General features: G+C 45.2%; 15 protein-coding genes and 1 tRNA gene. 7 read left to right on the top strand and 9 right to left on the bottom strand.

Annotated features, from left to right (window positions below):
* Nucleotides 1–814: 814 nt before the first annotated feature.
* Nucleotides 815–1,438, top strand: a complete 624-nt coding sequence (locus CUS_RS02695) for a TetR/AcrR family transcriptional regulator (protein WP_002847402.1) — start codon at nt 815–817, stop codon at nt 1,436–1,438.
* A gap of 7 nt (nt 1,439–1,445) precedes the next feature.
* Here CUS_RS02695 and CUS_RS02690 read toward each other — a convergent pair whose 3' ends face one another.
* Nucleotides 1,446–1,649, bottom strand: coding sequence for a hypothetical protein (locus CUS_RS02690; RefSeq protein ID WP_002847410.1), 204 nt, complete (start codon nt 1,647–1,649; stop codon nt 1,446–1,448).
* A gap of 257 nt (nt 1,650–1,906) precedes the next feature.
* A complete protein-coding gene (locus tag CUS_RS18440; RefSeq protein ID WP_002847414.1) occupies nt 1,907–2,494 on the bottom strand; it encodes a helix-turn-helix domain-containing protein in 588 nt (195 codons plus the stop codon).
* A gap of 92 nt (nt 2,495–2,586) precedes the next feature.
* On the opposite strand from CUS_RS18440, the gene CUS_RS02680 reads away from it, so the two are divergent.
* Together CUS_RS02680 and CUS_RS02675 are read left to right on the top strand one after the other, a co-directional pair.
* The gene (locus tag CUS_RS02680) at nt 2,587–4,011 is read left to right on the top strand and encodes an ABC transporter ATP-binding protein (protein ID WP_050792200.1); all 1,425 of its coding nucleotides are present in this window, start codon (nt 2,587–2,589) and stop codon (nt 4,009–4,011) included.
* 360 nt (nt 4,012–4,371) lie between these two features.
* Nucleotides 4,372–4,761, top strand: coding sequence for a hypothetical protein (locus CUS_RS02675; RefSeq protein ID WP_002847458.1), 390 nt, complete (start codon nt 4,372–4,374; stop codon nt 4,759–4,761).
* Between the two features lie 102 nt (nt 4,762–4,863).
* Here the strand turns inward: CUS_RS02675 and CUS_RS02670 are convergent, their stop codons facing one another.
* A complete protein-coding gene (locus tag CUS_RS02670; protein WP_002847464.1) occupies nt 4,864–5,928 on the bottom strand; it encodes an acyltransferase in 1,065 nt (354 codons plus the stop codon).
* 1,010 nt (nt 5,929–6,938) lie between these two features.
* On the opposite strand from CUS_RS02670, the gene CUS_RS02665 reads away from it, so the two are divergent.
* Genes CUS_RS02665 through CUS_RS02655 form a run of 3 tightly spaced genes read left to right on the top strand, consistent with a single transcriptional unit; the run spans nt 6,939 to nt 15,103 of the window.
* Nucleotides 6,939–8,858, top strand: coding sequence for a protein kinase domain-containing protein (locus CUS_RS02665; protein ID WP_002847412.1), 1,920 nt, complete (start codon nt 6,939–6,941; stop codon nt 8,856–8,858).
* Nucleotides 8,859–8,870: 12 nt separating this feature from the next.
* Nucleotides 8,871–9,239 carry a hypothetical protein gene (locus CUS_RS02660; RefSeq protein ID WP_002847426.1) on the top strand — a complete coding sequence of 123 codons (369 nt, stop codon included), beginning with the start codon at nt 8,871–8,873 and terminating at the stop codon, nt 9,237–9,239.
* A gap of 17 nt (nt 9,240–9,256) precedes the next feature.
* Nucleotides 9,257–15,103, top strand: a complete 5,847-nt coding sequence (locus CUS_RS02655; RefSeq protein ID WP_157769486.1) for an Ig-like domain repeat protein — start codon at nt 9,257–9,259, stop codon at nt 15,101–15,103.
* A gap of 618 nt (nt 15,104–15,721) precedes the next feature.
* Here the strand turns inward: CUS_RS02655 and CUS_RS02650 are convergent.
* From CUS_RS02650 to CUS_RS02630, 5 genes are all read right to left on the bottom strand, one after another.
* Nucleotides 15,722–16,039 (bottom strand): hypothetical protein, encoded by a 318-nt coding sequence (locus CUS_RS02650; protein ID WP_002847445.1) that lies wholly within the window; start codon nt 16,037–16,039, stop codon nt 15,722–15,724.
* Nucleotides 16,036–16,413: a hypothetical protein gene (locus CUS_RS02645; RefSeq protein ID WP_002847420.1), complete on the bottom strand. Its 378-nt coding sequence runs from the start codon at nt 16,411–16,413 to the stop codon at nt 16,036–16,038. The genes CUS_RS02650 and CUS_RS02645 overlap by 4 nt, the downstream gene beginning before the upstream one ends.
* A gap of 13 nt (nt 16,414–16,426) precedes the next feature.
* Nucleotides 16,427–17,230, bottom strand: a complete 804-nt coding sequence (gene larE, locus CUS_RS02640) for an ATP-dependent sacrificial sulfur transferase LarE (protein WP_002847391.1) — start codon at nt 17,228–17,230, stop codon at nt 16,427–16,429.
* A gap of 149 nt (nt 17,231–17,379) precedes the next feature.
* Nucleotides 17,380–18,135 (bottom strand): carboxymuconolactone decarboxylase family protein, encoded by a 756-nt coding sequence (locus CUS_RS02635; protein WP_002847466.1) that lies wholly within the window; start codon nt 18,133–18,135, stop codon nt 17,380–17,382.
* A gap of 16 nt (nt 18,136–18,151) precedes the next feature.
* The gene (locus CUS_RS02630; protein ID WP_002847455.1) at nt 18,152–18,562 is read right to left on the bottom strand and encodes a cupin domain-containing protein; all 411 of its coding nucleotides are present in this window, start codon (nt 18,560–18,562) and stop codon (nt 18,152–18,154) included.
* 233 nt (nt 18,563–18,795) lie between these two features.
* Between CUS_RS02630 and CUS_RS02625 the strand changes: the two genes are divergently transcribed.
* Nucleotides 18,796–18,879, top strand: a tRNA-Leu gene (locus tag CUS_RS02625).
* Between the two features lie 158 nt (nt 18,880–19,037).
* On the opposite strand, the gene CUS_RS20325 is transcribed toward CUS_RS02625, so the two are convergent.
* On the bottom strand, nt 19,038–20,173 hold a 1,136-nt coding region (locus CUS_RS20325; protein WP_037276267.1), incomplete at its 5' end, for a hypothetical protein.

Here is a 20,173-nt window from a genome sequence, read left to right as displayed (position 1 = left end):
AGGCATTCGGGTTTATATGTATTAATAAAATGGGGCTGTTGCAGCCCCAACAAAGAAAATAGAGCCTGGCACAGACCTGAAAGGTAGTGCCAAGCTCTTCTTTTTGTGGTATAATATAATTGCAAAAACCATACATAAAAATTGACAAAATTGACAAAAGCTGACACGAAAGTGTCAACTATATAAACCCCGAAAAATAGGGCTTTCAGGGGTCAAAACATAAAAGTTGACAAAATTGACAGGGTAGTAAGGATACTTTAAAAAATAAATTTACCATATATTGGAAAATACCTGCTATTTTTTCATTTTTCCCCTTACCTTGTCAACATTGTCAATTTTCTCAAAAACAAGGCTTAAACGCCGTAAAATAGGGCTTTTAAAAGTTGACAAAGCAGTGTCGATTTATGTCAACTTTGTCAACTTTGGAATTGTCAAGAAAAGGGGTCTATCCATGAAAAAAATACCTGATGACCGTATATACCTATTTCGTTTCGGGCGAAAAATAAACTCCCCGACCGTTTTTGAACTGAAAACGGCATAAAAACCAGCAGAACATAACACCCCCGAGTCCTCTTTTTTTGAAGAAGGCTTGGGGGGTGCGCACTGAAACAGCTTATTTCACCGGTAATTATGTATTTTTACTCTGATGTTCGGATATGGTTAGAGGGTGCTGCGGTTGCAGCAGCCCCTTTTCGTGGCTGAATTCATAAAATATTAATTCATTTATTTGGATGCACCCCTTGACAACAAAATAATGGTGTGAAAAAATGATAATCGGTTTATCGATAATCTGATTTTTGGTAAGGAGAACAATATGTCAACACCCGATAAAAGCATTGACCCACGCTTGCTTGCAAGTGCAAAGGCAGAATTTATGAAACAAGGCTTCCTGAAAGCTGAACTGAAGACCATCTGTGCAAATGCTGATATCACGACAGGCGCTGTCTATAAAAGATATAAAGGCAAGGAAGACCTGTTCTGTGCAGTGGTGGAGGATATCGTCAATGCGCTGAGTGATTTTATGGCGAGCCGTTCGGAGGTCGAACTGTCAGCATTCAGCAATGAAGAGATATACTCCTCGTGGATAATGAGTTATGATGCGATGGTGCCGATGTTCAGAATGCTGTACGAATATCGGGACACTTTCGCGCTGCTGATAGGCAAGGCTGCCGGTACGCGGTATGAGGATTTCAACCACGAGTTCGTACTGCAAATGAGCCGCGCCTACGTTCGTTACTACAATGAAGCCAGAAAGCGCGGCATGGCAAAAGCTGATATCACTCAGGAGGAATTCCATGTGCTGATATCATCTTTCTGGACTTGTGTCTGTGAGCCGTTCGTGCATGATATGTCGTGGGCGCAGATGGAGGAGCATTGCAGGATAGTCTGCCGCTTTTTTAACTGGAAAGAGGTCATAATGCTTGAAAGACCCCGCTGATGCGGGCTTATGGAAAGGAATAGGAATGTTTGGTAAAGTCAAGCCCTATATGGGCGGTTACATCAGGTATACTTATGCGGCGCTGGGTACTGTCTGCTAACGACCCGCCGCTGCGGGCTACAAGGTCAAGTATCTTATCGTTTGGCAGATTGTGAGCCGCCTTTATCTGCTTGATGACTGAGATCTTCTTTGACATGACACGTTTTTCCATTGTCATTACCTCCTTATAAGTAAACGGAAAATGAGCGGAAAATAAACTGGTGTTGCTGCCCGATATATTGTATACTTTTTTCTAGGGTGTTTAATCACCCTGTTCGGGCTTGAAAAACAAGAACATATGTGCTATACTTTGGATAGCAAAAAAACGAAATGGGTTTTCTGAGATGAAAGATGAAAGACAGGAACTTATTGATAAAGTCATGAAGTTATATGATGACCTGATGGAACTACGGAAGAGAAAGCAGAAAGTTACTCCTGTTTCTTCTTCCAAACCAGAAACTCCATAAATTGGCAGACATCATTAATCTGCTCTGTTGGCAAATAATTAATAAGTGAATTTAAGGCTTCTCGTTCTGAATTGAGCGGGGAGTCTTTTTCTGTCTTAGTTGGTAAGCCTAACAAATAATCAGTAGATACGCCATAGTAAAGAGCCATTTTCACAAGGGCTGTACTATTTGCTTCGTTTTCGTCCTTTTCATAATGCACATAAGTTGTGTATGGTATGTCAAGGTCTGCGGCAGCCTGACGCATAGTCAGCCCTCTGGCTTCGCGAAGTTGTTTAAGTCTATTGTCAAACATTTTATTACCTCCTACTACCATGTTAAAAGGTGAACTATCTTCGCCAAAGACAAGATACGCAGGGTCTAAATTTAAAGCCTTCGCCAGCTTTTCTAAGCAGTCAATGGGGATCTTTTTGGTTGCTCCTGTTGCATAGCGCTGAAGAGAAGACTTCGATATGCCGGTCAGCTTTTCCAATTCTGGATAACTTAATCCGCTTTTTTCAATGGCAGCATTTAGTCTTTGTGCACGCAACTCCTGAGTTTCTTTAATTTTCATAATCATACACCTCCTAATGTTGATACTATTATAACACGAAAATCCCAAAATTGCAAATGCTGTGATATAATGAACCTGTTCCCAAAAACGGTATAAGCGGCATAGACCTGACTATAAAAGACGGCGAGTTCATAGTGCTCACAGGGGCATCGGGCTGCGGCAAAACGACTGTAACGCGGCTGATAAACGGTCTGATACCACACTACTATAACTGCGAACTTTCGGGAAAAGTCACCATTGACGGCAAAAGCATACCCGATACACCGATATATGAAACTGCAAGGCATGTCGGCAGTGTTTTTCAAGACCCGCGTTCGCAGTTTTTCAATGTCAACACCACCGATGAGATAGCGTTTGCAGCAGAAAATCAGTGCGTGCCGCCCGAAAAGATAGAGGCACTGATAAAGGAAACAGCTTCCGCGCTAAAGATAGAGAAGCTGCTCGACCGCAGCATTTTTGAACTTTCGGGCGGCGAAAAGCAGATGATAGCCTGCGCAGGCGTTGACCTGCTGTCGCCCGATATCATAGTGCTGGACGAGCCGTCTTCCAACCTTGACAGCGGCGCGGTGAGCAAGCTGAGAGATATACTGGCAAAGTGGAAGTCACAGGGCAAGACTGTCATAATAGCCGAGCACAGGCTTTATTTTCTGCGCGAACTGGCTGACCGTATGCTGATATTTGAAAACGGCATGGTCAAGAAGGAACTTTCAAAGGCTGAGATATCAGCCCTCAGCTATTCTGACACCGAAGCGCTGGGCATACGCCCTCTTGACACAGACAGCGTGCCATATTCGCCGTCAAAAAGCGAAATATCGTCAGCGGTCATGGAGTTTAAGGACTTCCGCTTTACATACAAAGACGGCAGACACGGTATCGATATCCCGTTGCTTGAACTTCCCGCAAACAGCGTTATCGCGGTGATCGGTCACAACGGCGCAGGCAAGAGCACTTTTGTGCGCAACATCTGCGGGCTGGAGAAGAAATGCAAAGGCATCATGACTTTCGGCGGCAGGGAATTAAGAGCCAGAGAACGTCTTCACCACTGCTACATGATAATGCAGGATGTCAATCACCAGCTTTTCACAGAGAGCGTGTGCGATGAAGTGATACTCAGCATGACCGACAAAACTTTTGACGATGAACAGAAATCTGCCGCCGCTGAACGCATACTTTCCCTGCTTGACCTTGCCGACTTTGCCGACACCCACCCGATGGCGCTTTCAGGCGGTCAGAAACAGCGAACTGCCATCGCGGGCGGCATTGCTTCAAGCAAGCCTGTGATGATATTTGATGAGCCAACAAGCGGACTTGATTTTTACCACATGAAGCAGGTCGCCGCCGAAATGACAAGACTGCGCGGCTTGGGCAAAGCTGTGCTGATAGTCACCCATGACCTTGAGTTTATCCTCTCCTGCTGTGACCACATAGTCAGACTGGAAGAAGGTCATGTTGTCGAGAACTACCCGCTGACAGCAGAAACAGTCACGGATCTGAAAAAGTTTTTTGCAGACCGCTGACCAAAGAGAAATCCCCCCGTCATACAGTCATAACTGCCTGACGGGGGATATTGTATTTACCTGTAGCTTCCGTACTTTTCTTTTTATTTCAGCTTTTCGGTGTACATTGCCTTGTCAGCACGCTTGAACATCGGTTCGCATGCGTTGTCGTCTGATATGTTTTATTTGTAAGTTCATAACAAATATTGCGCTGATAGTCAATTAATGGCAAAACAGAAGTATTACATTCGATATTGTGCGAAAAGTATCTAATTAACAGAATAGTTATCGCTCGGACAAATAAGGTACATATTCTTATGGTATCATCTGCATAACAGCAGGGAAAAACCATAATCTATTATATTAAGTGAGGTGGATGATATGACATTCAAAAAAGGTTCGGGCTGGAAAGCCTGCCATGATGAGGAAAACGGCAGATATACCGCAGAATACGGCGGTTTTCAGGCGTATCATCTCTATGAGATGACCGCTGAACAGTTCGGCAGACTTGAAAACGGCATGACAGAGAGTGAAGCGAGCGGTATCATAAATGATGGCAGACATCTCTACATGTCTGTCAACGATCGTTGCGGACCACCCTATACAGTAGTTTTCGATGATGACTACAAAAAACTTTGTCCGTGGGCAGATATCATCTCAAGCGGTGAAACTGTACCCGATGCGCTGACTGATGCTGTTGTGGAACTTTTTTCGTCAGAAGCCGCCAACCGCCCTCAGCGCCGCAGGCGTGAACAGAGAAAAGACGACTGAGTTAACGAAGAGTCGTGTGTGATACTGATAGAATGTCCGCACGAAGTAAAAGGTTAGAAAGAATGAAAAAAGGTGAGTCCCACAACTCACCTTTTTATTATGTCAGTAAATTTTTTTCAGCCATTTGAAGCCTTTGATCTCTGATAGCTTTATCACAGCCATCGAAAGCAGTATACAGCATATCACAGTGAGTATGAACAGCAGGCAGGTGTTAGGCAGTGTGCTGTTCACACGTTTCAGCACTGACCCAAGTACATTTTTTACCCACGGGTGAGTGAAATATATCAGCGTACTGGACTTCCTGAGGGTCTTGTACTTGTCGCTGGGTTCAAGTTTGATCTTTGAAATATATCTGTAAAAGAAAAATATCGCTGGCAGCAGGCTTATGTAATAATCGTTCTCAATTCTTCCGCTGAAGTGTTTTACCAGCAGCAGTTCACCTGCAAAGCCTGCCATTGAAAGTATCAGACAGATAAGTGAAGTCCTTTTTGGAAGATGATCCCTGTGGTCTGCAAGTATCAGCCCCATAGAAACGAAAGTGAAAGCCTCAAAAAGACCGTTCCTTGTTGTGACAAAAACGTTCTCGTAAAGGTCGATGAAACCTTTGATGATGCTGTATCTTTTCAGCGGTTCAAGCAGGAAAGAATATCCCTGCCCAAGCAGCCCGATGAAGTAAAGCACCAGAGAATATCGGAATATCCTCTCTATACTGAGATTTTTTTCCAGCAGTGCTGATATCACCAGTATTGCAAAAACGGTCGCTGACAGGTACCACAAATGTATATGTCCGCCAATAAAGACGAAGTCCCTGAGGTATTTCAGTGCCCCGACCGCAGCACCTTTCGGGTCGTTAAGTATGCCCGGTATGTGCATCGGGAAATACACAAGGCACCAGAATATGTAAAGGAAAAGAAACCGTGACAGAAACTTTCTTTCCTTGTCTTTTTTATAGTCGTAACAGTAATTGCTCTTAAAATAGAAGTACCCGGACGATACGAAGAAAAACGGCACAGCTATGCGTGCTATGTAATTCCTCACTATCTGGTTGGGGATAAGGAATGCTTCACTGTACCCAAAAGGCATGCAGTGTACCGCCACGACAAGCAGCGCGCATATGAATTTTGCGGCATCTATCGAGTAGTAGTATTCTTTTTTGGGCAACGGCATATTTTCAATATACTCCTTAAACTTTTTATGACATTTCGGCGTATCCGACCATTGGACATCGGATATCCCACAATTACAATTATATATCAAAAATCAGCTGAACATAAGTTAAATATAATTACCTGTTTTTTAATGTTTTACAAATAAGTTTTACGCTGGTATGACCTGTCAATAATGGCAGCGTAAAAATGACGATATCATTCGGAAGTATAAAAATATTAAACTGTTATCAGAAACACGGATTTTCCTCGGATAGTGTGAAAGATTTTGTGAAATACAGCGTACCTCAGTTGTTCTCATAGCGAGTGATGTACTTGCGCTAATGAAAAGCATGTATCTGCCGGACATCAAGAAGCTCAATGAAAAATGCTGACAAAATCGTTTTGAAAAATAAAAGTGAATTCGTTCTAACAATTAATAAAAATGACCGAGCATCGGGAAGTGCGCAATTCAGGACTTCTCAGCCGATAAAACTAATTTGATAAATGCCGCATGAAAGAATGGATCTTTTTTAGTCAAAATATTATTAAAATTATCTTGACAAGCATTCATAAAGGTGATATAATTTAAGGTGGAAAAAATTATATTCTGTCAAAATATTGTATTTTAAGCACTAGGATCGGCACTGATTCCAAGCGCAGCGTAAAAAAGGCAAAGTTATACCCGCCACAGGTATCTGCTGTGACAGTGATGCGTTGGGTGCGGCTTTTTGCAGGCGGCTGCTGTACAATTATAAATGTATGTGGCAGTGGTATGTCTGATGGCTTTTGAAATGTTCTGTTATTGCGGCGGTGCTTTTTGTTCGGTAAAGTTGTCAGACTTTTTTTGTTACAGCATCAGCTGTTCCGGTCGGCAGAGAAACGGGCGGCACTTCTGCTGAAAACGTTTTCGGTATCATACTCACGTTTCAGCAGGCTTAACAAAAAGTTGAGGAGATTTTTCATAAAATAGATCTTTGATCTGACCGGAGTTACAGACAAAGAACGATCGGATAGGAGAACCACAGCTTTATGCAGATACACGGCACAAAATTCACTTACACGATAGATACCGGCTTTCAGGATCTTTTTCAATACGGTGACGGCTTTATCGCACGCGGCACCGAGAGTATAGTCTATAAGGGCTTGAGGGCAGCAGAAAGCATTGCAAACGAAAATATCCGCATGAGTTGTGTGCTCAAATTCAAGCGCAGGGGTACCAATGACAGGATACTGAAACGTTTCAAAGGCAAGGATCTTAAGATATTCAATGACCTTCAGGGCTGTCGTTCGGTGGTAAGGATATATGACCTTATCGAGGATATCGGAGATTTTTCCATAAAGTTCGAGCATGTGGCTGAGGGTGAGGAACCTTTTTATATCGACCGACGCGGATTTTTCTGTGTGGTCGAAGAATATATCGAGGGCAAGACACTGGAAGAATTCTGTCTTGAATACGGCGAGTTCCCACTGGTGGTGAGGACTAAGCTGGCTGTAACAGGCTACAGCGATTTCAGTGAAGAAAACAAGGCGAGGACTGAGAAGTACGTGACAGATAATGATTTCTGTCTGCGTTTCCAGTCGGTGATCTATAACTTTGCGGTCAAGCTGTGTGACGTGCTTGATTACATGCACCGCAACAGGATACTTCATATGGACATAAAGCCCGACAACATCATGATAACCAATGCAGGCGATGAAGTGGTGCTTATCGACTTTGGCAGGGCAAACTACATGGATCAGGGCAAAGACTACGTGACTGTGCCGTTCGGCGGAGAGAATGTTTACGAATACGGTACTGTCGGATATGCCGCGCCGGAAGCATATAATCTTGAAATGAAGCCCCAAGCGAACTTCACATCTGCGAACCTGAACGGCGACCTCAAAAACGCCTGCCGTCTGACGGTCGAGAGCGATATCTTTTCGTTGGGAGCAACTTTGTGGGAGTGCATGAATATTTTCTCGCTGTACATGAACAACATCGAGTACCGCAAGAAATTCTCCAACGGATACCACTACCAGCGCTTTTTTGATACCGAAATGATGCTCAATGAAGATGCCTACTGCAACCGCGATCTTTCGCTGGCATCAGTGCATTTCTATGATAAACTCGAACAGATAATCATTAAGGCGACCAGATCAAGAACGCCCGATTATTTTGACAGGGATAACAAGAATTATTATCATGATTATGCAACGCTTCGCAGTGATATCATGGACGCTCGTGAGCGTTCGCCTGCGGTGCTGAGAACTGATGACATAAAGGTGCGCAACTCCTTTTCGGTCAGCGCAGTATTTCTCGGTCTGCTGACGACATTGCTGTGCTTTCTGGGATTTCTGTATTATTTCGGCGGTCACTTTGCGGCGCATAAGATAGATAATATCATGGATAATTATCAGATATCCAAGCACGAATCGCTGAAACGTGCCGCTGAGGAACAGATGCGTGCAACAGGTGTAGAAGGCAGAAAAGCGATCTACGATAAGATATATGACTTCTACTATAACGAAAACGATGGCAGTGATATAAACGGCATAAGTGAGGAGGAAGCGGAGGATCTGGTACAGCTGTTGGATCAGGTGCCTGATGAAGAATTCTCACGCCGCAGCTTTGATGAACTGCTCAGTAATACTGACAGACAAGTGCTGCTGATGTTCTCGGAATATGTTTCTGCTGCTGACCTTGATATCAAGGAAGACAGCGAGTGTATCGGTTACGAATTGCTTGAAAAGATATATGAATCAAAGCAGCCGCGCTATGCAGGTGAATGCTATAAAACGCTGGTGAAATACGGCGAAAAGGAAGAGTACAGAAATCTTCTGGTCTATCTTGCGAAACAACTCAACACCGACCAAAAGATAGACAAGATAGTCGAGAGCAAGGGAAGCGATGAGCCTTCTGCCATAGTAAGGCGTTCGGTAAAGGACTATCTCGACAGCTTTGAAGAGTGAGGGGTGAGGTAATTGAGGATAGGCTTGTTTTCAAAGATCAAGGAACTGCTCGGTGCTTATTTCAAGCATGGCAGAAAGCCGTTCCTGCTGACTTTTGCCATATCACTTGTGTTGCTTGTGTCAGCTATGGGCATACTCAGGCTGACGGGCGAACTTGAGAATTTCATAAATGAATGGGATATAAGATACAATTCCGCAGCGCTGATCTTTATGGTCAAACTGTTTGTCGCTGCGGCACTGTCATTTTTTATATACGCCGTTTTTATAGGGCTGAAAAAGTACAGAAGATATTCTTCTATAGGTAAGCCTTACAAAAACGGAAGCTCTTACAGAGCGCTGGGAAGAATATTGTTCCACAATGAAAATAATAAACCAAATTGACTGAAAGGGGTAACGGAATGACATTATCTAAGCGGATACTATCAATGGTAGCAGCACTTTCGATGATCTCGAACAATAGCGTGGCACTGGGAAAAATGCCTTCGATGATCGAGGCTGGCTTGAATGACAGATCACTGGGGGAAAATGCTGATAACGAAGAAGAGCAAGTCAATGATGAAGAAAGATCAGGCGATGAAACTCCGACTGATGAAGAAGAGAAAAGACCTGATGATGAACCGACTAAAGATGAAGATACCACAGGCGGACAGGAGGTCGATGAGATCCTGCCGCCGAAACTGGTCATCATTCCTGCAAGAAACGGTGATGAATGGGTAACTTCACTCAATGACTGGAGCATAAGACTCGAAGGACGCGAGGGTCTGTCTGCTGAGGTCTACTATTATGCAGTGCCCGCAAACGGCATTCCATATCAGGACGATACTAAAAAAGCAAAACCGATAACCTCATTTGATGAATTGCCTGAGGGCGACAATTATGTGATGTTTTATGCACGCTGGAAAGGCAGTTATAAAAGATACAGCACGTCCGGTTGGTTCCGTTACAAGCTCGATAAACATAAGCCTAATGATTTTAAACTTGATTTAAAGCAAAAGGAAAAATATTCCGATGAGATAGAAATAGTTTCGACCGAAATAACAGACAATGCTTCGGGCATCGATAAAATATACTATAACTATAGCGATGGTGAGGCATATAAAAAGCTGGATGATGTGGTAGATAACTGCACTAATATCACACCTGCGGTAGATATCAGTGAACCCGATAAAAAGCCGACTGTGAATATACATGTCACACCTGAAATGAAGGAAAATACGGTATATGTTTACGCGGTAGACAAATGCGGACGTGTGAATGTTCAGAGCATCTATGTACCTGATGCAGATGTACCTAAGATAGTTTTTGACGGTGCTATAAATAACTATATGGGCAAAGAACAGTCTGCCGCTCAGCAGAATTACGGCTATGACGGTGAAGACGGTTTTTATATTACCAAGTATACATATGTCAACGAGGATTCTTTCCTTAAGGTAAAACTTGAGGATGAGAACTTCGATGACTGCACTATCGATGTTACATGTGAAGATAATGAAGGCAATAGTCAGATCATAAGTTTTCCAATGTCGAAAGTTGAAGCAAAATCTGACGGATCTAAGAAAGTTCGTACAGTATATATACCTTTTAGTAAGCTGAAACTTAAAAATAAAGGTGTATACAATTTCACCATCGGTGTAAAAGATAAGTTGTTTATAGCCAGACCTATCGACGGCGAATCTGAATATCTCTATTCCACTATCGGTGATAATGATGCACTTGCAGAAATCAAAACTGTTAACCGCGCTGTGAAAGGTTCTGTAGTTGACAACACATATGAAGCGATACTCTGCGATACCGAAAATGATAATATTCTTCGGTACTGTTTTAAGGACGATATCAGCATTGCAGCTTACAGCATAAAGATAACTAAAGGCGATGAAACGATTCATTACAAAAGTAAAAACATTGATGACAGTGTTGAAAAGGCTATAGACTTTTGCGGTAATATATGTAATTACAGAATACCTGTCAGGGAAACTGACCCTGAGGATGTGAAACTGTCAGGCGATGGTGTATACGTTGTCGAAACAGAGGTAAAAGATATCGAAGGTCATATCAAAAAAGATACATGCTATTATGCAGTGGATACCGAAGCACCTTCGATCGATAAGGAATCATTTGAGATCCGAAACGGAGCAAGGCTCAATTATATAAAGGGCGGCGTTTACAGCAACAAAGAACTGGTATTATCAGTTAATGTTATCGATACTTTCAGCGGTGTCGATGAAAAAGATGTAAAGCTGTATATCGAAACTGATGACAGAACGATAGAGTACAGTGCACACAAAGAGGACAGGAGCTTTGTTTTTGACCCCATAAAGCCCGAAATGTCTGTGGACGGAAGCATGATGCTTGATGGCAAAGCGTATATCGTTGTCAAAGACAAGGTAGGCAACAGCAGAACATATTATTTTGCTGACTCAAAGTCCGAACATAATCTTTCTACTGATGACAACGATGTTAAGCTGGTCATCGATACTGTTGCACCGACTTTCACTGTTGATGTCAAAGGTTCGTTACATAAAGAATTGCCTGAGAACGAAAAAGAAAAGAAACAATTCTTCGGCAAAGCTGATGACAATGCGCTCGATTTTACATTCAGCGACAACATGGCACTGAAAACTGCCGATATAATCATCAGGAATAAAGACGGCAGGGAAGTTATTAAAAAGGAACTGAAATACTCCAGCGATCTCGTACTTAGCAACAGCGGAAAAGTGACGATCCCGATACCAAATAATTTACCTGACGGCTTGTATGTAATAGATACCGAAGTGACTGATGTTGCGGGAACTGTTACCAAGAACCCGAAGAACGACGTAGTAGATTATCCGAATTTCTATGTTGATAAAACTGCACCGACCATCGATGACGCAGAATATACGGTAAACAAGGATTCGCTGAATTATAAGCTGTTCGGCATATACGGCAATGAAACGATCGATATCTCGATCAGTGCTAAGGACAACGATCAAGGCTGCGGCATAAAAGAAGCTGTTCTCCACTGGGGGGAAAAAGAATATAAAGCTAAGATAGACAGCGCTACAGGCAAACTGGTATTCAGCGGTATAGAACTCAATTATGTCGGCGTGCCTTACATTGTGATAAAAGACCAGCTGGACAATGAGAACCACTACACCTTCACACCAAATTCCCCAAGAGAACGTGTTGGCGGACTGATGCTCAGTGCGATCGATGAAAACGGCGAATTTGATGATAACGGCATACTGCTGATGCTGGAGAAAAATGCTCCTCATGTTGATATCGCGACAGATGACAGCTACACTTATATCGATGCAGGCGGCACGAAATGGTTCCCTGGCAGAGTGGAATACACGGTAGTTGCCTACGATGAGGGCGACCTGAAATCGGGTATAAGCAGAGTCAATGTTACCGACCCCGATACCAATGAACTGATACAAGATGAGAACAGCTATGGCGGCAAGAGTTTTGAAGACGGCAGGTATACTGATACCGACCCTGAGTATACATATAGCATAGATCAGGAAGGTCACTACAAGTTAAAGGCATCTGCTGAGGATAACGCGGGCAATGTTTCATACGATAACGAAGAATTCTATATCGACAACAGATCGCCTGAGATAACCGCGTTCACACTGAGCAGTACAGTCGAGAACTCACCGTTCATACACAACGGTTCTTACGGCTATTTCTTTGAAACAGATGTTACCGCAAGGGTTTATGTGAACGACCCCGATGTTTCTTCGGGCATAAAGGAAGTCACACTTTACACCAACGAAGCAGGCGGAAACGCAGTGATAATGACTATGGACGCTCCCATGCTCAGACAGGACGAGAACGGCACTTATGCCGAGTTCGTCATTCGTAAGGGCTTCAAGGGACATATAGCTGCTATGGTCACCGATAATGTTGGTCACGATTCAGGCAAGCATGCGCCTGACGGCACTGTCATCGAGGACAGCCAGCTGCACTCTGAGCATGCTTACATCAACATAACACCGCTCGGCACACCTGTGAACGGTTTCTACAACCACCCGCTGGCACTCAATGTCACTGTAAGTGACAGCTTCTCGGGTATAGCCGACATAGACTGGTCGATAGGCAAAGACCACAAGAGCGGTCACATGGATACTTCTGTTGAAGACACAACACTTTCAAGCACTGTTGATGTCGGTCAGCAGATAACAGCTACCGATGCTAACCTGATAACTGAGGTCACATTCCAGCTGCTTGTCGAGAGCGATGAGAACGACAATCCTGTCAATATCTCGATGACCGATAACGCAGGCAACAAGCTGACGGCATCTGCGATGTATTCTCTTGACCTGACTGCACCTGTGGTAAGTTCTTCGATAACAAACACCAAAGCGAAGAACGGCATATACTACGATGCAGACCAGACTGTAAACTTCACGATACTGGAGCGAAACTTCAATGCGGCTGACGCTAAGGTAATGGTCAACGGCGTTGAGCAGAAGGTGTCGTGGCAGAACGGTGAGGGTACAGGCAACAACACATCACACACTGCCAAGCTGGACTTCAAGGAGGACGGCGACTACAACGTTACCATACAGTATACCGACCTTGCAGGCAATCCCGGCACTTTCGATGCAGGTCAGCACTTTATAGTTGACAAGACCAAGCCTGTCATCACCAATAACTTTGCAGATTTCAAGACAGGTACTCCCGATGATGTCAGCGGCACCACTGAACTCTACTACAACAATGAGGACGGCAGGCGTGCAGCATTTGAGGTCGATGTGACCGAGAAGAACTTCGAGGAGAGCGACCTGCATATTGCAGTCTACAGCAAGGCTCCGGGCAGTGCCCACGAAGAGGGTGGCGTTGAGTGGACAGAAGAGCAGCCTGACTTCAAATGGGTACATGATGAAAAGAAGAACACACACAAGCTGACCTTCGACCTGAACGAGGACAGCGTGTACAAGATCGAGATCGATCCTGAGGACCGCGCAGGAAACGCAGGTGACCTCAAAGATGGTTCTGAAACCAAGACCGATATCTTTGAGATAGATACCACTGCCCCCGTTCTCGGTGCGAGAAGCGACGGCGATTACGCTGAACTGACCGATGATAAATACAATGCGCTGGCAGTTTATGACATCGACAGATTTGAGGATGAAGCACCTTTCGTTGAATTTGAGGACACAAATCTCTACAGACTTGAATATGAACTGACAACTTTCAAGCCCGAATACAGCTACGGCAGAGAGATCGGTGAGATAGTGCCTGAGGCGAAGAGTGCAGATGAGGACGATGATGACTACGAAAAGGACAAGGCGCTGGAGATAAACAAGTCAGAGCAGGGTCTTTCGCAGGATACCATCAGGTTCACAGTCCCCGATTTTGAAGAAGACGGCGTCTACTCTGTGACCATGTATGCAGTCGATATGGCGGGCAACAAGAGTGAGATCAGCGAGAACACCTTCGTTCGTCTGATGAACACACCTCTGCTGGCTTATATCGAAAACAGCAGTAAGGAAGAAGGCACAGGCTGGTATTCCTTTGAAGATGAAGAGTACGGTCCTATATCCAAACAGCCCACCAGCTTTGAGGATCTTAACATAGTTATGTTCTCTAAGGCAGGCACTTCGCCTAAGCTGCTGCTGGTAGACAAGGACACCGAAGAAGAGATAGACACAGGTGCCACCGCAATTGGCGAAAAGATAATTGACGATGACCTGTACATGGTCGATGCACGCAGATATGATCTGCCGGGCGGATATTTCTCGGCAAACTTCACCGAAGATGCTGATACAAGGCTCTATCTGAGGGCTGAGAACGATGGCGAGTACATCGATCTCGGTGAAATGTACATAGACAACACCAAGCCTGAATGCGCAGTTCCCGATTATCTCAAAAACTGGGGCTGGCTAAAGGGTTCGGGCGAACAGACCATCACTTTCTCGAATATCAGCGAGGTGCTGGATGACGGCGAAACTGTTGTTTACATAAACGGTGAGGAGATCACTCCTGACGGCAACAAGATCAGCGTTGACGGCAAGAAGGTCAGTGCGGCTTACAATGTCGAGAATGACGCGCTTTCTCTTACACTGCCAAGAGGTACTTATTCAATAGGCGCAAAGCTGGTCGATAAGGCAGGCAACATGCGCATAATCACCGAAGTCGAGCACTTCTCGGTGGGCAACACCAGAATATGGTATGGCGTAGGCGGTGCATCAGCACTTCTGCTGACCATCGGCGGCATAACCGCTGTGGTAAGAAGACGCCGCAGAAAAATAAACTGATAATTTCAAAGGCTGTGCAGAAAAGTTTCTGCGCAGCCTTTTATGTATCAAATAATAACAATTATGGTTCGGCAGCGTGGCTGTTCGCGCTGACGATTTTTGTGACAGATAAGAAATAAGTTCGCTATAGCGATCCGCCTTAAAATTCAGACAAAATCGGGTCACAAAACCCATAAATCCGAGCTTTAGCGACCGGATTTTGTGAATTTAAATAGTTGGATTGCTATAAATTGTTGCATGCGTACATGTTAGCTACGGTAAACTTGTGCAAGTCTACAAAGATAGGTTCTTTACCATTTTGGTAAATGACATGAGCGTGAATATGTGCTATAATTAAAACAGAAGAAAACAGCTAAAAAATGCAGTCAAAACATCAAATTCGCGGCAAGTCAGATGCCGCGCAGATGGCGTGCCGGCACGCCCGATAAATAAGTCGGCGTAGAAATTTTTATAGAATTATGATGAAGGACCCGTTCTGCTGTAAGGCAGGGCGGGTGTTTTCATGTTCGGACGAGAAGTCAAAAAAACGGCGTAACTATGCAGTTACAGTAACATCAGCGGTGTACGCATAAAAAAAGCGGAACTGCCGCGCTTGACAGTACCGCTTGTATCACGAAGTTATTCAGCTTTTTTGCCGAGCGCAGTGCGCACAACGCCGTCGGGGTCTTTCAACAGCACCATTACCAGCCAGATGACAACACCCAGCGCTGACACGCAAATTCCCAAAAATGCGTCGTTGAGCATGTCGGCGGCGGCAGGCGTGAAGTATTCTGCCCTGAGTTCGGCATACTCGACCACAGCATCTACCAGCCACATAAGCGATGCGCCCCAGTACATCAGCGCCAGACTGCCGACTCTCAGCTTCCTTGCATGCGGCTTTGTGTACCATACAACAGTGGTGATAAGTGCCGCGATGACAGTTATAAGCAGTGTCATGCCTCTGCCTCTTCCGTCTTGCCGCGCTTCTGTATAGCCGATACAGCCGCGCAAAGACCTGCCCATGCCAGCGTTACCACAGCCGCCATAGCTGTGCCCGAAGTTGCCATCTCATGAAGCATCTCGGCAGTAGACTCAGGGTCACTTGCCGCAGTCAGGAAAGGGAAGAACGGCTGAACTTCGCCATGCCACACATGCTCAAACGCCAGCAGAGCCGAACCGCCCCAAAGCATATTGTTGAGCCAGCCCATCTTCCTTGAAAGCGAGATATGCTCACTGCTGTCAATATGGTGGTCAGCTTCTTTTTTCTTTATCACTTTTGCCGCGATGGTCGTGACTATCGCCTCAGTGGTAGGTACAATAAAACATGCCATTTCAAAATTCCTCCTAATTTATCGCTTCGTTCAGACTGCCTGTGCGGTAGCCCTGTAAGTCAAGGCTCACATATCTGAAACCTATCAGTCTGAATTTATGTACTATCTCTTCACGGTGCATCATAACGGTATCAAACTGTTCGGGCAGTACCTCTATACGCGCAATGTCACCGTGTATGCGCACCCTCAGCTGTTTAAGACCCAGACCGACCAGCATATCTTCAGCCTGTTCAGCCATGCACAGCTTTTCGGCAGTTATCTCATCGCCGTATGGTATGCGCGATGCAAGACATGCCGCCGATGGTTTATCGTAGGTCGGCAGACCCATCTCCTGCGAGAGCCTGCGTATCTCAGCTTTGGTAAAGCCGCATTCTCTCAGCGGACTTATTATGCCTAACTTAGCTAAAGCCTGCATACCCGGACGGTAATCGCCATCATCGTCTTTGTTCGAGCCTTCGATAACATGCGCCAAGCCGTTTTTCTCGGCTATCTCCAATATGCGGGTGAACAGCCTGTGCTTGCAGTAATAGCACCTGTTTTTCGGGTTTTTGCGGTATTCCTCCAGTTCCAGTTCATCTGACTGAAAGACCGTCAGCCGCACACTGAGCTGTCTGCAAAGTGCCTCAGCATCAGCAAGTTCACGCTTTGGAAGAGATGGGGATACCGCCGTGACAGCTATCACTTCATCGCCCAGCGCCTCTTTAGCCGCCGCCAGCAGAAAAGCCGAGTCAACGCCGCCTGAGAAAGCCGCCGCCGCACTGCCCAGTCCTTTAATATACTCCAGCAGATGTGAGTATTTTTCATGAAGTTTGTCCATCGGGAACACCTCCATATCGTTTAAATTATATCAAATCCTAGTTAAATAGTCAAGATTAATTTCATACAACTTTGCTTCGACTAATTTATGCACTTTTTCCCATTTTGACAGAAAACTGCCCCGACATGTCATCGGGGCAGTTGTTATCATTAAAGGCTCTCAGCCGCTTTGTTTATACAGGTGATTGCATTAAGACTGCGCGGGTAGCCGATGTAAGGCAGGCATTGTGACACCACTTTTATCAGAAAAGCCTTGTCGTTGCCGACTTTCATGTTGCCTGCGGCATGGGCAGTCAGCTGAGGTTCACATCCGCCCTGTGCTGAAAGATAGCAGAAAGTCACCATTTCGCGCTGTCTGTAGTCAAGTCCGCCGCGTGTGTAGTAGTCGCCAAAGCAGTTGTCTGCCAGCCAGCGGTTTATGTGTACCGTTTCGGCTGGTCCCGTCTTGTAGAAGTCCTTCATGCCCTTGCCAAAAATATCCACCTGCGCCTGCGCACCTTTTTCAAGTCTGGTTTCAGGCGTTGTCGCAGACTGACCTTCAAGCGGCAGAGATATGCCCATCTCGCCCATGACATCGTTAGCCGCCTTAAGAAAAGGGTACACCCGACCGATGCCCAGATAAGCAACCGCCTGATAGACTATCTCTTTGGCTTCTGTCGCAGTAACGCCCATATTCAGCGCCGCAGGGAGCATCACCCTGAATTCGTCTGTGCCGCCGCACCCAAGCAAAGTTGCAAGTATCGCCATAAAGCGTGTTTTGTCATCAAGGTCATCGTTGTTCAACACTTCGTCAAATGCGAAATTCCTGAAAAATTCGCAGAATTCGGGGTCGGTCTTTTCAAGACCTTCTTTCCCCTCAGGGAACATTCTGTCAAGATAAGCCTTAGCATTTTCACTTACTGCCATATCCGTCACCTCACTATCAGTCCAGTCTACTGTACTGTTCATCGTCCACAGGCTCACACCATTCGGTGTGACCGTCTTCGGCAGGTATCTCCATCGCAAGATGCTGGAACCATGAATTTTTAGCCGCGCCATGCCAGTGCTTTACGCCCGCAGGTATATTGACCACATCGCCCGCATGGAGTTCTCTCGGCTCTTTGCCCCACTCCTGATACCAGCCGCGTCCGCTTACGCATATAAGCATCTGACCGCCGCCGCTCTTCGCATGGTGGATATGCCAGTTGTTGCGGCAGGCAGGCTCAAATGTAACGTTGTATGTGGGGACTTGTTCGGTGGTCAGCGGAGCAAGGTAGCTCTGCCCGATAAAAAACTGACCGAACGGGTTCTTCTCACCGAGAGGGAAGATATCTGAAAGTTCTTTGTTTGCCATAATAATACCGCCTTTCATTTTCAGACTATTTCTGTTTTTCTTTATTATAGCACAGTTTCAGCCATTTGTAAAATACTAAAATCAAATAGTACTATAACCTGAAGTTATAGCAGACTGTCATCTAAAGGCAAAAGGCATGGTTTAAAAAAGATAGATTTTTTTCAAAAAGGGGTTGACAAATCAGAAAGAGTATGCTATAATATATAAGCTGTGAAAAACACAGTACATAAAATGCAGGTATGGCGGAATTGGCAGACGCGCTAGCTTCAGGTGCTAGTGGGGGCAACCCCGTGGAGGTTCAAGTCCTCTTACCTGCACTACGGACACTCTACAGTTTATCTGTAGAGTGTTTTTTTGTCAGTATTCTAAAAAAACGCAGGCAGGGGAGTGCTGATGCTCTATTTGCATAAAAAACGACAGTCCCCCGAAAGGAACTGCCGTTTTTTCATATTATTTTTGGATTTGGAAAGCTCTATTACTTTACGGTTATAGTAACAGCGTTCTTGATAGCGTTAGCAACGTCCCAAGTGCCGTTTACCTTAGCAGCGATAGCTACCTTGTAGGTCATTTTGGGAGTCAGGTTCTTAGGAGTGGTGTAGGAAGTTGTGCTAGCGGAGATGCCCTGAGTCTGAATTCTCCACTTGCCGGCCAGATATACTGCGATACCGTAGTTCTGAGCGTTAGCTACCTTGTCCCAGGTAAATCTTACCTGATGATACTGCTCGCTGTACTGTACCTGAATGTTGGTAGGATAAGTAACTGCGGAGGTACCTGTAGAGATGGTAGCAGCAGTATCGGTAGAACCGTAGTTGATAACGCCCTTGATGCTGCCGCCGCTTACGGTAAGATCCTGATCTACAACAGAGATCTTAGAACCGTTGGGGTTAGCACCGTTTTTCAGTTCGAGGTACAGGTCGCCTACATAACCGTTAGCAACAGTTTTAGGTGAAACGTCTGCACCTGTAACGATATATCTGCCCTTGTCGTTCATATCGTTGCCCATAGGAGAAAGACGAGTGTTGTCATCGAACTCTGCGCTTGCAAAGATGCTGTTATCATACTGGAACTCGAAGTGATAGCCTGTCAGCAGGTTGTTGTACAGACCTGACAGAGTAACAGGGATCTTAACATAAGTACCGCTTGACTCCTTAACGATGGAAGCTGCACCCAGCTTTGTAGTAACTGCATAGCAGTTAACTGTTCTCATGCCGAACCAGTCAAAGTCATGAACTTCACCTGTCTTGGTGTTCTTGACCTCTACCTTGAAATGACGCAGGTTCTTATCTTTGGTCATTGTATCGGTGTAGGTATAGTTGGTAGCGCCGTTGATCTTAGTCCAGTTCATGTTATCGGACTGATCGTCGCTGTAATACCACTGATATGTGAAATCGCTGCGCTGATAGCCGTTCAGATAAGTCTGACCGAGATTTACCTCAAAAGTGAACTGCTTGCCAACAGGAACATACTGGTCGCCTGTCATCCAGCTGTAACCCTCGCCCTGAGCGCTTGCCACGATAGCACCGCTGTTAACGGCTGTGGTTGCAGGTACTACAGCTGCTGCTGCGGGTACCATAACTGCCATTGCACACAGAACTGCTGCGCACTTGCTTG

Origin of the sequence: Hominimerdicola alba 8 (assembly GCF_000178155.2) — a bacterium.
Taxonomy (GTDB): Bacteria; Bacillota; Clostridia; order Oscillospirales; family Ruminococcaceae; genus Hominimerdicola; species Hominimerdicola alba_C.
The sequence above is the reverse complement of the archived record's forward strand: the minus strand, read 5'-3'. Positions and strand labels throughout refer to the sequence as shown.

Excerpts from the sequence above, each read along its gene's own strand:
- CUS_RS02695 (WP_002847402.1), top strand. The coding sequence starts at position 815 with ATGTCAACACCCGATAAAAGCATTGACCCACGCTTGCTTGCAAGTGCA.
- CUS_RS02690 (WP_002847410.1), bottom strand. The coding sequence starts at position 1,649 with ATGGAAAAACGTGTCATGTCAAAGAAGATCTCAGTCATCAAGCAGATA.
- CUS_RS18440 (WP_002847414.1), bottom strand. The coding sequence starts at position 2,494 with ATGAAAATTAAAGAAACTCAGGAGTTGCGTGCACAAAGACTAAATGCT.
- CUS_RS02675 (WP_002847458.1), top strand. The coding sequence starts at position 4,372 with ATGACATTCAAAAAAGGTTCGGGCTGGAAAGCCTGCCATGATGAGGAA.
- CUS_RS02670 (WP_002847464.1), bottom strand. The coding sequence starts at position 5,928 with ATGCCGTTGCCCAAAAAAGAATACTACTACTCGATAGATGCCGCAAAA.
- CUS_RS02665 (WP_002847412.1), top strand. The coding sequence starts at position 6,939 with ATGCAGATACACGGCACAAAATTCACTTACACGATAGATACCGGCTTT.
- CUS_RS02655 (WP_157769486.1), top strand. The coding sequence starts at position 9,257 with ATGACATTATCTAAGCGGATACTATCAATGGTAGCAGCACTTTCGATG.
- CUS_RS02650 (WP_002847445.1), bottom strand. The coding sequence starts at position 16,039 with ATGACACTGCTTATAACTGTCATCGCGGCACTTATCACCACTGTTGTA.
- CUS_RS02645 (WP_002847420.1), bottom strand. The coding sequence starts at position 16,413 with ATGGCATGTTTTATTGTACCTACCACTGAGGCGATAGTCACGACCATC.
- larE (WP_002847391.1), bottom strand. The coding sequence starts at position 17,230 with ATGGACAAACTTCATGAAAAATACTCACATCTGCTGGAGTATATTAAA.
- CUS_RS02635 (WP_002847466.1), bottom strand. The coding sequence starts at position 18,135 with ATGGCAGTAAGTGAAAATGCTAAGGCTTATCTTGACAGAATGTTCCCT.
- CUS_RS02630 (WP_002847455.1), bottom strand. The coding sequence starts at position 18,562 with ATGGCAAACAAAGAACTTTCAGATATCTTCCCTCTCGGTGAGAAGAAC.